The organism is Haloechinothrix aidingensis, assembly GCF_013450155.1.
In the GTDB taxonomy this organism is placed as follows: Bacteria; Actinomycetota; Actinomycetes; order Mycobacteriales; family Pseudonocardiaceae; genus Haloechinothrix; species Haloechinothrix aidingensis.
Genome location: NZ_JACCKD010000004.1, coordinates 29517 through 44578, shown reverse-complemented (window position 1 = coordinate 44578; position 15062 = coordinate 29517). Strand labels below are relative to the sequence as shown.

Here is a 15062-nt window from a genome sequence, read left to right as displayed (position 1 = left end):
GCCGGACGGCTCGGTGGACACCGGGCGCGTACCCGGTGCCGCCGGGCGCGGCGCGGTCAGGGACTCCGGTGGGCCCATGTACATAGGCGCGCTCGAGCTCGACCTGCTACTGGGTGACGTCCGTTCACTGAAGCAGAAGCGGTCTGCCGTACGGCCGGTGATCGCCGAGTTGCGACGGCGGTTCGAGGTGGCTGTGGCCGAGAGCGGGCATCTCGACCTGCACAGGAGAGCCATGCTCGGGGTCGCCGCTGTCGCGGCGGACGCCAGGCGTGTCCAGGACATGCTCGATGCCTGTGAGCGGCATGTCGCCGGGCTGCCCGAGTTCGAGCTGCTGTCGGCGCGCAGGCGGTGGCTCGGCCCGAATGACGAGTGACGAAGTGAACGGGTTGGTGCACGATCGTGGTCGCGCACCGTCGCGATGAGATCTGGAGAGGGCAATGACGGACAACGCTCGAGCCCGGAGGTTGGCCAAGCGTATCGGGCGGATCGTGGCCGCTGCCATCGAGCACGAGATCAAGGATCCGCGGCTCGGCAACGTCACCATCACGGATACCAAGCTCACCGGTGACCTGCGCGACGCGACCCTGTACTACACCGTACTCGGGGAGAACCTGGATGCCGATCCGGACTTCGCCGGCGCGGAGGCCGCGCTCGTGTCGGCGCGGGGGGTCCTGCGCAGCAAGGTCGGCGAGCAGATCGGGGTGCGGTTCACGCCGACGTTGACCTTCGTCGCGGACAGCATTCCCGCGGACGCGCGCCGCATCGACGAGTTGCTCGCGCAGGCCAAGGAGGCCGATGCCGAGGTCGCGCGCCAGGCGACGGGTGCGGAGCCCGCGGGCGACCCCGATCCGTACCGGCTCGACCCCGCCGAGAACGAGGTCGACGAGACCGACGAGGCCGAGGAACCGCGCTGAATGGCGCGTTCACTCCATTCGCTGGACTGAAAGCGTCATTCAGCCCGCGGTCCGGTGGCCGGGCAGGGTGGCGACCACGAGGTCCCGGACGATGGCCTGATCGACACGGTGACGGAACTGGTCGAACGGCCAGCCGTCGTGCACCGTCAGTCCGGCCGAGCGCAGCGTCTCGACCAGCTCCTCCCTGGGAAGCACCCTGGTGTTCCAGGAGATCCCGACCGCCCCGCCCGGCCGCAGCAGCCGCAGCCACGTCGGTAGCGCCGCTGCCAGGAGTTCCCGCGGGCTGCGACTGGGCGCGGACGTGCCCTGCTGGCGGCTGCCGTGCTGCACGCCGTACGGGGCATCGGTCACGATCATGTCGAACGACCGGGACGCGAACACCCTGTCCAGCGCCAGCGTGTCGACGCCGCGGAAGTTCACCGAGCGCGTGTCGCCTGCCTTGTACTCGTCCTTGGTCGGCGCGTAGGTGATGTCCAGCCACCTCCCGAGACGGGTCTTGTCCTTGCGGAGCTGGCCCGAGTCGGCCGCGTGCTTCACACGCTTGTTCTTCAGCCAGGTCTTGATGAACAGCTCGTAGGCGTCGAAGTCCTTACCGTCGACCTCGGCGCCCGCCGCATCGAAGCCGTACATCATGGCCTGGTTGAGCGTGGTGCCCCGCCCGCACAGCGGGTCGAGCACGCGCAGCGTCGAGGTCAACATCGTGGCGGGCCGCTCGAGCGCCATGCACGTCATGTTGACCAGCAGCTTGGTGAACAACTCGTTGGTCTTGCCCGCGTACTTCTGGATGGTCAGCAGATCGGAGTCGAACCGGTCGAGCGGCGCCAGCGGTACGGGGCGCAGCAGGGGGACACCCGCTGCGCCCTGGCCCGCCGTGTCAGCGGTGGTGTCCTGGGCGGTTTCCGGGGCAGTGGCCGTGCCGGCTTCCGGGGCCGGTCCCGCCTCGGGTCCCGTGCCGAGCACCTCGAACAGGGCGTAGACGGTGGACAGGTTCGACAGCATCGCGATGTCGTTCCCGTTCAACGGCTCGGGCGTGGCGAACGTGACGTAGTCCACCCCGGCGATCCGGCGCTCGGTGACCCCGCCGATGGTCGCGTCCAGCCCGCGCTCCCCGAGCACGGCGAGTTCGCCGCGCAGCAGGCGCGGGGACGTGTCGGCATAGACCCGGTTCGCGGCGGGCAGCAACAGGATCGCGTAGTCGGTCATGCACACCTTCGTCTCGGATGGCTGAGTGGCAGCCACGCCGTGGACGGCGTTCGGCCCCAGCGTTCGGTCCCGGCGATCGTATCGGGGTCGGCGGCGGCCCGGCCGCGCGCGTGCCCGCGGCGCACGATGTGGTCAAGCGCACGTCCGGATCGGGAAGGATCGGCGGGCTCAGGACGCTGACCCGTTCTGGGACGCTGGTACAACTCGCCGGCGTGGTGCCCGTCGGGTCGGTCGCGAGCCGCCGGGCGATGGCCGGTGAGCCGCGTGTGGTGAACAGCCGGATATACGGACAGGGTCCGGCTCGTGAGCAGGAAGGGTGTGGGAACGGCATGGCGTCACCGACAGTGCCGACCACGCCCGCGAGCGTGCGCTCCTGGCTCGTATGGGGCAGCGCCGCCATGGTGTACGTGCTGGCCGTGTTCCATCGTTCCTCGTTCGGCGTAGCGGGGCTCGAGGCCGTGGAGCGGTTCGGTATCGGCCCGACCGCACTGAGCGTGTTCACCGTCCTGCAGCTCGGCGTGTACGCCACCATGCAGGTGCCGACCGGGGTGCTCGTCGACCGGTTCGGTCCGCGCCGGGTACTCACCGCCGCGGCGCTGTTCCTCGGAACCGGGCAGATCCTCGTCGCGGTCGCGGACACGTACGTGCTCGCGCTTCTCGCGCGGGGCGTGCTCGGGTTCGGGGACGCCCTGACGTTCGTGTCGGTGTTGCGGCTGACGGCGAGTCACTTCCCCGCCCGGCAGTACACGCTGGTGGCCGCGTTGACGGGCGCGCTGGGGTTCCTCGGCAACCTCGTGGCCACCGTGCCACTGGCCCTGCTGCTGACCGGTCCTGGGTGGATGGTGACGTTCCTGTCGGTGGGTGCGCTCACCCTCGCGTACGCGGCGGTGGTGCTGTGGCGCGTCGTCGACACCCGGCCGGAGGTGGCCGCGCAGCCTGCCAGGGAACCCGTCTCGGTGCGCGCGATCGGGAGGCAGATCGCGGGGGCGTGGCGCGTGCCGGGCACCCGGTTGGGTTTCTGGACGCACTTTTCCACGATGTTCGCCCCGAACGTCCTCGTGCTGCTGTGGGGCGTGCCGTACCTGGTGCGTGCCCAGGGGCTGAGCCCGACCACCGCGAGCAGCATGGTCATGATCCTGGTCCTGGGCGCGATGGTGGGCGGACCCGTGGTGGGCGCCTTCATCGGGCGCAGGCCGGAGTTGCGGATGGTGCTGGTCGTCGGGTACCTGGCAGGGGCAGGCGCCGCCTGGGCCGTGCTGCTCTCCTGGCCGGGCACGGTCCCGCACGCTGTCGTGGCGGTGTGCTTCGGCTTCCTCTCGCTCGGCGGTCCCGCCTCGATGATCGGTTTCGCGCTGGCACGCGACTACAACCCGATGGGCCGGGTAGGCACGGCCACCGGCGTGGTGAACATGGGAGGGTTCCTGGCAACCACGATCGCCGCGCTGGTCATCGGCCTGTTGCTGGAGTGGACGGGCGGCAGCTTCCGCGCGGCGTTCCTCGCCGTCGTGGTCATGCTCGCGGTGTCGACGTTCCGGATGTGGGTGTGGCTGGTCCGGGCGCGTGCCGCGGTGCTCGCCGCGCAGGCGCGCGGGGACGCGGTCCCGGTGCGGCTGCGCAGGCGATCCTGGGACAGCCGGACGGCGCCGGGGACCTGACGCCTGCCCCGCGCAAGCCCGGTGATGGGTGTCCAGCCCCCGCACCCGCGGCGCCCGGTGCGCGGGTACGGTTCTGGCGATGCACCGTCACCCTCGACCCGGCGCGGAGCCCGGGCTGCTCGTCGTCGACAAACCCGCGGGAATGACCTCGCACGACGTGGTCGCGCGTACCCGCAAGATCATGGGAACCCGCAAGGTCGGCCACGCGGGCACCCTGGACCCGATGGCGACCGGCGTGCTCGTCGTGGGCGTCGAGCGGGCCACCAAGTTGCTCGGGCACCTGTCGCTGGACCGCAAGTCGTACCTGGCCACCATCGCGCTCGGTGCCAGCACCGGCACCGATGATGCCGAGGGTGACGTGCTCACCGCGGCGGAGCCGGGCGATCTCGAGGCCGTGACCGCCGGTGCCATCGACACGGCCATCACGGAGCTGACCGGCCCGATCGAGCAGGTGCCCAGCGCGGTCAGCGCGGTCAAGGTCGACGGAGTCCGTGCCTACGAGCGGGTCCGCGCGGGCGAGGATGTGGAGCTGGATGCGCGCCCCGTCACCGTGCACCGGTTCGACCGGCTGGCGCTGCGCGGCACCTCCGGGACCCGTTCCGGGCGCGTCGAGCTGGACGTGCTCGTGGACTGCTCGTCGGGTACGTACGTCCGCGCGCTCGCCCGCGACCTGGGTGCCGCGCTCGGCGTCGGGGGTCACCTGGCGGCGCTGCGCCGTACCACGGTCGGCCCGTTCGGTCTGGCCACGGCCCGCACGCTCGATGAGCTCTCCGAGCACCCCACGCTCTCGCTGGACCTCGACGAGTCGGTCGCCACCGCGTTTCCCACCGTCGAGGTGGGGGCGTCCACAGCACGGGCTGTGCGGCACGGGCAGCGCGTTCCCGCCACCGGTCGCGAGGGGACATACGCCTTCGTCGACGAGGACGGCCGCGCTCTCGCGCTGGCCACGGACGAGGGGCACCGCAGCAAGCTGCTCGTGGTGCTCGCTCCGGCGTCGTGACGCTCGCCTGCCCACCGGGCACGTTCCCGGCGGCCGGACGGTTCCCTGCCGGGGGTTCCCTGCCGAGCGGACAGGAGCTCGACGTGCCACAACCGCAGTCGAACCGGCTCACGTGCGGTAACGGGTCACCGATACGCTCGTGGTCGTGCAGCGTTGGCGTGGACTCGAGGACCTTCCCGGCAACTGGGGTCGCTGTGTTGTCACCATCGGCGTGTTCGACGGGGTGCATCGCGGCCACCAGGAACTGATCCGGCGCACCGTGGAGGTCGCGCGGGAGCGCGGGTTGCCGAGCGTGGTGTTGACGTTCGACCCGCACCCGTCGGAGGTGTTGCGGCCCGGCAGCCATCCCGCTCAGTTGACCACGTTGCGGCGCAAGGCGGAGCTCATCGAGGAGCTGGGCGTGGACGTGCTGTGCGTACTGCCGTTCACCCTCGAACTGTCCCGGCTGACCGCGCACGAGTTCGTGCACGAGATCCTGGTTGACCGGCTGCACGCTGCCGTGGTGCTGGTGGGGGAGAACTTCACGTTCGGGGCCAAGGCCGCGGGAGACATCGAGCTGCTCAGGCAGCTGGGTCGGCGGTTCGGGTACGTCGCCTACGGTGCGGAGCTGCAGGGCGCGTCGGTGCGCGGCGGCAGTGCCGCCGGCGAGCTGCTCCAGGGTGAGATCACGTACTCGTCGACCTACGTGCGCTCGTGTATCGACGCGGGCGACGTCGCGGCCGCGGCAGCGGCGCTCGGTCGCTGGCACCGGGTGGAGGGCATCGTGGTGCGTGGCGACGGGCGCGGCCGCGAGCTGGGCTATCCCACCGCCAACCTGTCCACCCATGCGTACGCGGCGGTCCCCGCCGACGGGGTGTACAGCTGCTGGTTCCACTGCGCGTCGCGACCGGAACAGCCGCTCGCCGCGGCGGTCTCGGTGGGCAGCAACCCGACCTTCTCCGGAAGGGAACGCAGCGTGGAGGCCTTCGTGCTCGGGGTGACGGAGGACTTCTACGGGCAACACGTCGCCCTCGACTTCGTCTCCCGGTTGCGCGACATGGTGCGGTTCGACTCGTTGCCGGAGCTGGTGCGGCAGATCGACGCCGATGTCGAGCAGACCCGTGAGGCACTCGGGGCCGACTGAGACACGGGGTACGCGATGGGGGTATGTATGCGGGCGGATTCGCCCGTTCGGCGCGCGTACGCGCGAATGCCTGGCACGATGCCCTACGGCGGCACGTGTGGACGTGGAACCGCGACCTCGACCTGGACCGGCACGGTGCCGTTCGTCGCGGGGTACGGGTCGTCGGGTCGTGTAGCGGCCGCGCCACGTGTGTGGTGACGGATACCAGGGGAGAGGCCACGGTGGAGGAATCCAACATCATCCAGAAGAACATCGAGCTACAGCGCCAGTGGTACGGCGAGCCGCTGGGGGACCGGGTACGGCGGCTGGTTGTCGCGTTCGATGTCTCGCAGTCCCACCTCGCCGATGTCCTCGGGATCAGCGCACCCATGCTCAGCCAGGTCATGAGCGGTCGCCGCGCGAAGATCGGCAACCCGGCCGTGCTGGCGCGGCTGATCATGCTGGAGCGCAAGATCCTGACCCCCGAGGTGGCCTCCGGGGTACGCGAGGCGATGATCGAGGCGATGGAGGACGTGCGGGTCTCCAACCCCAGAGTGGGCCGTGACGACCTACCGGTGCAGCGCGGGCTCGAGGAGTCGACGTTGCTCGCGGTACTGCGCGACATCACCGACGGCGAGGACCTCGTCGAGGCCGCCGAGAGGTTGGGTGAGGAGTTCCCCGCGGTAGCCGACATCCTGCGCAGGGCCGCGACGAGCGTGTGAGCCATGCGCCTGTTCGCCGCCTTCGTGCCACCCCAGCCGGTCACCGAGTCGCTGGCGCGCGAGCTGGCCAGGCACCGCCCGGGGGCGCGCGGCGACCGGGGCGGCCTGCGGTGGGTGGATCCGGCGCTGTGGCACCTCACGGTCGCGTTCTACGGCCAGGACGATCCGGACCGGCGTACCGAGTGGCTGCACGAGCGGCTCGCCGGGCACGCCGCGCCGCGGCTGCGGCTGGAGGGGGCCGGTACGTTCCCCGGAGTGCTGTGGACCGGGGTGACCGGTGATCGTGCGCGGTTGCGTGCGATCGCCGTGCGTGCCGGCACCGGCGAGCGCAACCGCCGGTTCCACGCGCACCTCACGCTGGCCCGCTGGAAAGGGGCGGACGCCGCCGCGCTGGCCGAGGACTGGCGCCGCCTGCTCGCCGGGTATCACGGGCCCGGCTGGGTCGCCGGTGAGCTCGTGCTGATGCGCAGTGACCGGAGGCCGGACGGTCCGCGGTACACGGTGCTGGAACGGTTCGCGCTCGCGGGAACGTGAGCCGTCGCCTGCGCGGGCCGTCGCCCGGCCACGCGCCGCGACGCTGTCGCCGCCGGACCTGCTACGCTGGACATTCGGGTCATGCTGTAGTCCGTGACGGCGTGACCCGCGGCGACTTGGGCGGAGTCCGCGGCGCGTGTGCCCGCGGCCCCGCTCGGCGGGTCGCCGGAGGCGAAGCCAGGTCCGCGGTGCGCCGCGGACGCACGGTACGTAACGAGCAAGGAGTATACGAGTGGCGCTGTCCACCCAGAAGAAGAAGGACGTCCTGGCCGAGTACGGGTTGCACGACTCGGACACGGGTTCTCCGGAAGCTCAGGTCGCTCTGCTGACGACACGCATCGTCGGTCTCACCGAGCACCTCAAGGAGCACAAGCACGACCACCACTCTCGACGGGGTCTCCTGCTGCTGGTCGGCCGTCGCCGGCGGCTGCTGGACTACCTCAAGAAGGTGGATATCGCGCGGTACCGGACGCTGATCCAGCGTCTCGGCCTTCGGCGATGAGATAGTGGTGCGGGGGAGCCGGTCCGCGCGGCGCCCGACGGGCCCGTACGGGGACAGCTCCCCCGCACACCACTGGTAACTAACACACAGAGCAGGGCTGGAACGCGCGAGAGAGCGCATTCGCCGGTCCTCGGTAGTGGTTTCCGGGAACATGAGCTTGGTCCACAAGCAGGGACGAACAGTCGAGCAGCGACCAGCAGGGTCGAGCAGAGACCAGCCCGGAGACTTCGATCGATGGCCGGCTTCGTCTCTCGGGCGCGACCCCACCAGGGAGGTGGGGTATCAGCGCTGCTCGTCGTTGACGAGGAGATACGCATACATGACTGAATCCGTTGTACACGAGACGGAAGCCGTCATCGACAACGGGAAGTTCGGCACCCGGACCGTCCGTTTCGAGACGGGACGGATGGCCAAGCTGGCAGCCGGCTCGGTCGTCGCCTACCTGGACGACGAGACCATGCTGCTGTCCGCCACGACGGCGTCGAAGCAGCCGAAGGAACAACTGGACTTCTTCCCGCTGACGGTGGATGTCGAGGAGCGGATGTACTCGGTCGGGCGGATCCCGGGCGCGTTCTTCCGCAGGGAGGGCCGCCCGTCCACCGACGCCATCCTGACGTGCCGGCTGATCGACCGGCCGCTGCGCCCGTCGTTCGCCGACGGCCTGCGCAACGAGGTCCAGGTCGTGATCACGGTGCAGAGCCTGCATCCCAGCGACCCCTACGACGTGCTGGCCATCAACGCCGCCTCCGCATCCACCCAGCTCGGCGGGCTGCCGTTCTCCGGCCCCGTCGGTAGCGTGCGGGTCGCGTTGATCGACGGCCAGTGGGTGGCCTTCCCGACATGGGAGCAGCTCGAGCGGGCGACCTTCAACATGGTCGTCGCCGGCCGGCTCGTCGAGGACGACGTCGCGATCATGATGGTGGAGGCCGAGGGCACGGAGAACACCCTCGATCTGATCGCCGAAGGCGCTACCGGCCCGGACGAGCACACCGTCGCCGCGGGCCTGACGGCCGCCAAGCCGTTCGTCCGCTCGCTGTGTGAGGCACAGCAGCGGCTGGCCGACGCCGCGGCCGTGACGCCGGCGACCGACGAGTACCCGCTGTTTCCCGCCTACCAGCCCGACATCTACGAGGCGGTCGCCGCGCTGGCGACCGATGAGCTGGACAGCGCGCTGGCCACCGAGGGCAAGCAGGCCAGGGACGAGCGCACCGAGGCCATCAAGGCCGACGTGCTCGCCAAGGTCGGCGTCGGTGAGGGTGAGGCCTTCGAGGGCCGCGACAAGGAGGCCAGCGAGGCCTTCCGCGGGCTGACCAAGCACCTCATCCGCCAGCGCATCCTGCGTGACCAGGTACGGATCGACGGCCGCGGCCTCACCGACATCCGTTCGCTTTCCGCCGAGGTCGGCGTGGTGCCGCGCGCGCACGGTTCGGCGCTGTTCGAGCGGGGGGAGACCCAGATCCTGGGGATCACCACGCTGAACATGCTCCGCTTGGAGCAGTCCCTGGACACGCTGTCGCCGGACACGAGCAAGCGGTACATGCACCACTACAACATGCCTCCCTTCTCCACGGGGGAGACCGGTCGAGTCGGTACGCCCAAGCGCCGCGAGATCGGGCACGGCATGCTCGCCGAGCGGGCGCTGGTGCCGGTGCTGCCCAAGCGTGACGAGTTCCCCTACGCGATCCGCCAGGTGTCCGAGGCGCTGGGCTCCAACGGCTCCACGTCGATGGGCTCGGTGTGTGCCTCGACGATGGGCCTGCTCAACGCGGGTGTACCGCTCAAGGCACCGGTCGCGGGTATCGCGATGGGCCTGGTCAGCGACGAGGTCGTCAACGACGAGGGCAAGTCCGAGCGCCGCTACGTCGCGCTGACCGACATTCTCGGTGCCGAGGACGCCTTCGGGGACATGGACTTCAAGGTCGCGGGAACCAAGGACGTGATCACGGCGCTGCAGCTGGACACCAAGCTCGACGGGATCCCCTCGGACGTGCTGGTCTCCGCGCTGAACCAGGCCAAGGACGCCCGGCTGACGATCCTGGATGTCGTCACCGAGGCGATCGCCGAGCCCGACGAGATGAGCCCGCACGCCCCGCGCGTGTCCCAGGTGACCGTTCCCGTCGACAAGATCGGTGAGGTCATCGGCCCGAAGGGCAAGATGATCAATACCATCACCGAGGAGACCGGCGCAGAGATCTCGATCGAGGACGACGGCACGATCTATGTCGGCGCCACCGACGGCCCGTCCGCCGAGGCGGCGATCAACAAGATCAACGAGATCGCGAACCCGCAGCTGCCCAAGGTCGGTGAGCGGTTCCTCGGGACCGTGGTCAAGACCGCGGCGTTCGGTGCGTTCGTCTCGCTGCTTCCCGGCAGGGACGGCCTGGTGCACATCTCGAAGCTGGGTAACGGCAAGCGCATCGACAAGGTCGAGGACGTGGTCAACGTCGGTGACAAGATCCGGGTGGAGATCGCCGACATCGACCAGCGCGGCAAGATCAGCCTGGTGGTCGTGAACGAAGAGGATGAGGCCGAGAGCTCCAGCTAGCTCCGGCTTGTCCGGAACGGGCCTGGAACGGGCCCGGAACGGGCGCTGTCGCGGTACGGTCCCCGGTCGTTGTCGATGGCCGGGGACCGTACCGCGCGCGCCGGCCGTGGTCGGTGCGTATGCTCGCCGCGACGGCCTGCCCGATGAGCTGTGCGAGGTGATGAGGCAATCATGATTCGAGTCGGTGTGCTGGGCGCCAACGGGCGTATGGGCGCCACGGTGTGCGAGGCGGTTGACGGCGCCGAGGACATGGAGCTGGTCGCCACCGTGGACGAGTCCGACTCGCTGTCCACGCTCGCCGAGCGCGAGGCCGAGGTGGCCGTGGACTTCACCCACCCGGACGCGGTCATGGACAACCTGCGGTACTGCGCCGAGGCGGGCATTCACGCCGTGGTGGGAACAAGCGGGTTCGACGAGGAGCGGCTCGGTACGGTTTCCGGCTGGGCGCGCGAGTCCGGCGTCGGGGTGCTCGTGGCACCGAACTTCGCGCTGGGTGCGGTACTGACCATGCGGTTCGCCGAGCTCGCTGCCCGGTACTTCGACACGGCCGAGGTCATCGAGCTGCACCACAACAGGAAGGTGGACGCCCCGTCGGGGACGGCGGCGCACACCGCGCGGCTGATCGGGCAGGCCCGCGCCGAGGCCGGCCTCGGCGCGAACCCGGACGCGACGACGTCGGCGATGCCGGGTGCTCGTGGTGCCGAGGTGGCCGAGGTCCCCGTGCACTCCGTCCGCCTGGCAGGGCTCGTCGCGCATCAGGAGGTGCTGTTCGGTTCCGCGGGCGAGACGCTCACGATCCGGCACGACTCGATGGACCGGTCGTCGTTCATGCCGGGCGTGCTGCTCGGCGTGCGCCAGGTGGGTACGCGTCCGGGACTGACGGTCGGTCTCGACAAGCTCATGGACATCTGAGGGCACGGCGGGTGCGGAACACGAACCTGGTCATGGCCGTGGTGCTCACCGCGGCCATGGGGCTCTACATCGTGCTGCTCGCCGGTCGCGCTGTGGAGCTGCTGCGCACCGGGGAGACCGCGGCCGTGCTGCTCGGCATCGGGGTCGCGCTGCTGCCACTGCTCGGCATCTGGGTCGTGGTCGGCACGTGGCGTTCCGGCCTGCGGATCCAGCGGCTGGCGCGCACGCTGCGGGCCGAAGGTGCGTTGCCCGATACCTCCGAGCTGCCACGCAGGCCGAGCGGGCGGGTGGATCGCGATGCCGCGGACGGCTGGTTCCAGCAGCGCCGGGTCGAGCTGGAGTCCGATCCGGAGGACTGGCGCCGCTGGTACCGCCTCGCCTACGCCTACGACGTCGCCGGCGACCGCCGGAGAGCCAGGGAGACGATGCGCCGCGCGATCGAGCTGGAGGAACGCTCCCGGTAGGCACGACGTCAGGGAGCCGTCCGCGCCATTCAGGACACCCGCAGGTCGAGTGTTCCTGTCAGGCGCATCTCCCGTACCGTGCGTTCCCCGGTGTCCAATGTGCGCACCAGCCCGTCCGGGTTCCACTTGATGCTGCGGAAGAAGCTCAGCGTGGCCGAGTCGGACTCGGCTACCCAGGTGACGCCACTGTCGGCACCCCGCGAGCGCAGCGCACGTGCGGCGGCTGCGATCAGCCGCCCGCCGTGCCCGCGGCGCTGCCAGCGGGGCTCGACGAGTGTCGTGGCGATGAGCCCGAACTGCCCGGCGTCGTCCGGCAGCCGCCCTTCGGGGTCGGCCAGGTCCTCGTGCGGTGCCTGTCCGGACACGACGAAGCCCACGGTGAACGTGCCTTCGGTCGCGATGAACACATCGGTCTCCGGATGCTCGATCGCCTCCCGCCAGTGGCCCTCCACCTCCTCGGAGTCCAGGGAGGCGAGCGCGTCCGCACCGATGATCTCGCCGTACGCGATGCGCCAGGTGTCGCGCTGTATCCGGGCGATCTCGCCCGCGTCGTCGGTGCGTGCCAGGTGAACGTCGGGACGGGCCATGCCCGCAACCTATCGCGCCCGGTGCTCGCGGTCGGATGTCGGCGGGCGATGGCACCATACCCGCCATGCGAACGATCTCCAGCGCCGCGGCGCGACGCGTCGCGCTGGCCGCGCAGGGGCTCGCGGACCGGCGGCCACGCGGCACGCCGACCCGCCGGAACCTGCGCTCCGTCCTGTCCCGTATCCAGCTGCTGCAGCTCGACTCGGTCAATGTCGCGGTACGCGCGCACTACGCGCCGCTGTTCGCGCGCCTGGGGCCGTACCCGCCCGAGCTCGTCGACGATGCCGCCTGGTCGCACAGCGCCCGGAAACCCCGGCTGCTCGTCGAGTACTGGGCACACGAGGCGAGCCTGATTCCCGTGCGGGACTGGTCGCTCCTGCGGTTCCGGATGCGCGATCTGCAACGCCGCTACCTCGACGACCCGGGATCCGTCGCCAACAACGCTCCGGGACTCGCCGACGAGGTGCGGGCGGCGGTGAAGGACCTGGGGCCGGTCGGGGCCGGCAGGTTGGAGCGCGAGCTCGGCGCCGACGGCTCCCGGCCGAAGGGCGGCTGGTGGAACCGTTCCGAGGTCAAGCGCGTGTGCGAGTGGCTGTTCGCGGTAGGCGAGCTCACCACGGCCACCAGGAACGGCTTCGAGCGCCGCTACGACCTGCCGGAGCGGGTGCTTCCGGACGAGGTGCTCAACGCGCCGGAGCCCGGCAGGGAAGCGGCTGCGCGGGAGCTGGTCACCCGTGCGGCACGTGCTCACGGCATCGGAACCGAGCCCGACCTGCGGGACTACTACCGGCTCCGTCCGGGCATGAGCAAGGCGGCCGTCGCCGAGCTCGTCGAGGAAGGCGTACTCGAACCGGTCACCGTGCGCGGGTGGCGGGAGCAGGCGTACCTGCACACCCAGGCGCGGGTGCCGCGAACGGTCCCCGGGCGGGCCCTGTTGTGCCCCTTCGACCCGCTGGTCTGGAACAGGGAGCGCGCGCAGCGCGTGTTCGGGTTTCACTACCGCATCGAGATCTACGTGCCCCGGCAGCGGCGGAGGTACGGCTACTATGTTTTCCCGTTCCTGCTGGATGGTCGGCTGGTCGCCAGGGTGGACCTCAAGGCCGACCGCGCGTCGGGAACCCTGCTGGTGCGGGGGGCTTTCGCGGAGGACGGCGTCGATCACGGGCGAGTGGCCGGGGAGCTGGCCGCGGAGCTGACGACCATGGCAGGCTGGCTCGGGCTCGACGACGTGCGCGTGGATGATCGTGGTGATCTGGCTCCTGCGCTGCGCCGGTCGGGGTGACCGGCCCGCATGCGGTCACCGTGCCGGTGCGGCGCCGACCGACACGGATCCGGCACGGGCGCGTGCCCGGATCCGCAGCGGAACGTCCCCGGTGGGCTCGGTAGCCGAGACTTCCAGGTCGCTGGAGACGGTTCCGGTGCCCGACGAGAGATCCACCTCGGCGACGCAGCCGCGCCGCACGCCGGCCCGGATGTCCCCCGATCCCGTGTGGATCTCGACCTCACCGGAGCCCGCGTCACCGACCGTGAGGTCGCCGCTCCCGCTGCGCAGCAGCACGTCGCCGTCGAGGCGGCCGACACGGACCGCGCCGCTTCCTGTCGCGACGGTCGCCGGGGTGGTCAGGCTGGACGCCAGCACAGCCCCGCTTCCGGTGCGGAGCTCGACCGTGCCGCCGGCCGACTCGAGAGTCACGTCGCCCGAGCCGGTCCGTACCGATCCGCCTGCGACGAGGCGGCCGAGCGAGACGTCGCCCGACCCCGTGACGATGTCGGCGCTACCGAGCGTTCCGTCGACGGTCAGCGGCGCCGACCCGCCGTGCAGCCGGAGCCGTGCCCCTTCGGGCGCGTGCACCGTGACGTCCAGCGGGATGTGCCGTAACGGCAGGTGAGGCGAGGCCCGTACGACGACACGGTCGCCCGCCCGCTCGATCCGGGTGGCGGCGACCGCCTCGGCAGGCGAGCCGCGCAGCTCGTACCCCAGCTGCTCGCCGACCTGCTCACCGACCCAGTTCAGCATGCCGGCCATGCCCCGCGCCCATGGCGCATGCGCGCCCGGTTCGTGCCGGACCGAGACGTCGACACCTCGCGTGCCGCCTGCGGTCCCCACGGTGCCTGCCGGGCCGTCGAGGACGAGCGTCACGCGGCCGGACTCGATGCCGATGTCCAGATCCACCGGAACGCCCGGGTCCGCCGTGCCGTCCAGCGGGATGTGCTCGTGGCGTGTCGAGTCGTCGCCGGGGGTTCCGTACGCGGGCCGGTCGGCCATCGCCGTTACCCCCGTACCCAACCGTGCAGGTGGGAGCCGTCCGAGGGCGTATCGTGCTCCTCCCGGGCCGCGGCGGCCCGGCCGTGCCGCGCGGTACCCGCCTGTACGGCGCTCTGCACGGCGCGGGACACGTAGGTGTTCAGCGACACCCCTTGGGCCGCGGCCGCCTCTTCCGCCTTGCCCTTGATCTGGTCGAGCAGGCGCAGCGTCATGCGGCTGATGTCGCCACCATCGCCCAGGCCTGCCGCTCCGGTGAAAGGGCCGCCGTGTGACGCGCCATACCCGGCGGCGCTCGCGCTCCGCGCGCCGTCGGCGGCGCCTGCGGTACCCGTGGTGCCTGTGGTGTCGGTGGCGCCTGCGGTACCGGTGGGCGAGGTCACCACGACACGCACGTCCCTCCCGTCGAGCCGGACGTCGACGACGTGCTCGTCGAGTTGCGCGGTCACCTCGGCGGCGAGGTCGGACAGCGCGTTCATCAGCGCGAGCCGGACGGACGGTTCGAGCGCGCCTGCCAGTGTCGCCGCGACCCGGCGGGCGTGGTCGTCGCCTGCCGCGGCTGTGGCGGTGAGGTCCTCGCGAAGCGTGTCGATGTACGGGCCGAGATCCATGACACCACGTTGACACCACTTATGACACCAGTCAAGGCTGGCAGTGA

General features: G+C 70.8%; 16 protein-coding genes. 12 read left to right on the top strand and 4 right to left on the bottom strand.

All coding sequences use genetic code 11. The features are described 5' to 3' along the window. Window positions 1-76 precede the first annotated feature (76 nt). Both H0B56_RS11535 and rbfA read left to right on the top strand, forming a co-directional pair. The gene (locus H0B56_RS11535) at window positions 77-373 is read left to right on the top strand and encodes a DUF503 domain-containing protein (protein WP_180893023.1); all 297 of its coding nucleotides are present in this window, start codon (window positions 77-79) and stop codon (window positions 371-373) included. Between the two features lie 64 nt (window positions 374-437). Beyond that, window positions 438-914, top strand: coding sequence for a 30S ribosome-binding factor RbfA (gene rbfA, locus H0B56_RS11530; protein WP_180893022.1), 477 nt, complete (start codon window positions 438-440; stop codon window positions 912-914). Between the two features lie 39 nt (window positions 915-953). Here the strand turns inward: rbfA and H0B56_RS11525 are convergent, their stop codons facing one another. Further along, window positions 954-2117 carry a TRM11 family SAM-dependent methyltransferase gene (locus tag H0B56_RS11525; RefSeq protein WP_246361097.1) on the bottom strand — a complete coding sequence of 388 codons (1164 nt, stop codon included), beginning with the start codon at window positions 2115-2117 and terminating at the stop codon, window positions 954-956. Window positions 2118-2446: 329 nt separating this feature from the next. Here H0B56_RS11525 and H0B56_RS11520 point away from each other — a divergent pair, with 329 nt between their 5' ends. The 9 genes from H0B56_RS11520 to H0B56_RS11480 all read left to right on the top strand — a co-directional run bounded on the left by H0B56_RS11520 (window position 2447) and on the right by H0B56_RS11480 (window position 11553). Further along, entirely contained in the window at window positions 2447-3772 is a 1326-nt protein-coding gene (locus H0B56_RS11520; RefSeq protein ID WP_180893021.1) for an MFS transporter, read from the top strand. Window positions 3773-3851: 79 nt separating this feature from the next. After that, window positions 3852-4772, top strand: a complete 921-nt coding sequence (gene truB, locus H0B56_RS11515; protein WP_180893020.1) for a tRNA pseudouridine(55) synthase TruB — start codon at window positions 3852-3854, stop codon at window positions 4770-4772. Window positions 4773-4917: 145 nt separating this feature from the next. Further along, on the top strand, window positions 4918-5895 hold the full coding sequence (locus H0B56_RS11510) for a bifunctional riboflavin kinase/FAD synthetase (RefSeq protein ID WP_180893019.1): 978 nt from the start codon (window positions 4918-4920) through the stop codon (window positions 5893-5895). 221 nt (window positions 5896-6116) lie between these two features. Beyond that, the gene (locus H0B56_RS11505) at window positions 6117-6596 is read left to right on the top strand and encodes a helix-turn-helix transcriptional regulator (RefSeq protein WP_180893018.1); all 480 of its coding nucleotides are present in this window, start codon (window positions 6117-6119) and stop codon (window positions 6594-6596) included. Window positions 6597-6599: 3 nt separating this feature from the next. Then, a complete protein-coding gene (gene thpR, locus H0B56_RS11500; protein ID WP_180893017.1) occupies window positions 6600-7130 on the top strand; it encodes an RNA 2',3'-cyclic phosphodiesterase in 531 nt (176 codons plus the stop codon). A gap of 232 nt (window positions 7131-7362) precedes the next feature. Next, entirely contained in the window at window positions 7363-7632 is a 270-nt protein-coding gene (rpsO, locus tag H0B56_RS11495) for a 30S ribosomal protein S15 (RefSeq protein WP_089300682.1), read from the top strand. Window positions 7633-7951: 319 nt separating this feature from the next. Further along, entirely contained in the window at window positions 7952-10177 is a 2226-nt protein-coding gene (locus tag H0B56_RS11490) for a polyribonucleotide nucleotidyltransferase (RefSeq protein WP_180893016.1), read from the top strand. A 171-nt stretch (window positions 10178-10348) separates the two neighbouring features. Next, a complete protein-coding gene (gene dapB, locus H0B56_RS11485) occupies window positions 10349-11089 on the top strand; it encodes a 4-hydroxy-tetrahydrodipicolinate reductase (RefSeq protein WP_180893015.1) in 741 nt (246 codons plus the stop codon). A 32-nt stretch (window positions 11090-11121) separates the two neighbouring features. Beyond that, entirely contained in the window at window positions 11122-11553 is a 432-nt protein-coding gene (locus tag H0B56_RS11480; RefSeq protein ID WP_180893517.1) for a hypothetical protein, read from the top strand. Between the two features lie 29 nt (window positions 11554-11582). Here the strand turns inward: H0B56_RS11480 and H0B56_RS11475 are convergent, their stop codons facing one another. Beyond that, entirely contained in the window at window positions 11583-12140 is a 558-nt protein-coding gene (locus H0B56_RS11475; protein WP_180893014.1) for a GNAT family N-acetyltransferase, read from the bottom strand. 65 nt (window positions 12141-12205) lie between these two features. Here H0B56_RS11475 and H0B56_RS11470 point away from each other — a divergent pair, with 65 nt between their 5' ends. After that, the gene (locus tag H0B56_RS11470; RefSeq protein WP_246361096.1) at window positions 12206-13423 is read left to right on the top strand and encodes a winged helix-turn-helix domain-containing protein; all 1218 of its coding nucleotides are present in this window, start codon (window positions 12206-12208) and stop codon (window positions 13421-13423) included. Window positions 13424-13438: 15 nt separating this feature from the next. Here the strand turns inward: H0B56_RS11470 and H0B56_RS11465 are convergent, their stop codons facing one another. Both H0B56_RS11465 and H0B56_RS11460 read right to left on the bottom strand, forming a co-directional pair. After that, window positions 13439-14407 carry a DUF4097 family beta strand repeat-containing protein gene (locus H0B56_RS11465; RefSeq protein ID WP_180893012.1) on the bottom strand — a complete coding sequence of 323 codons (969 nt, stop codon included), beginning with the start codon at window positions 14405-14407 and terminating at the stop codon, window positions 13439-13441. A gap of 5 nt (window positions 14408-14412) precedes the next feature. After that, entirely contained in the window at window positions 14413-15015 is a 603-nt protein-coding gene (locus H0B56_RS11460; protein WP_180893011.1) for a toxin-antitoxin system HicB family antitoxin, read from the bottom strand. Window positions 15016-15062: the final 47 nt, after the last annotated feature.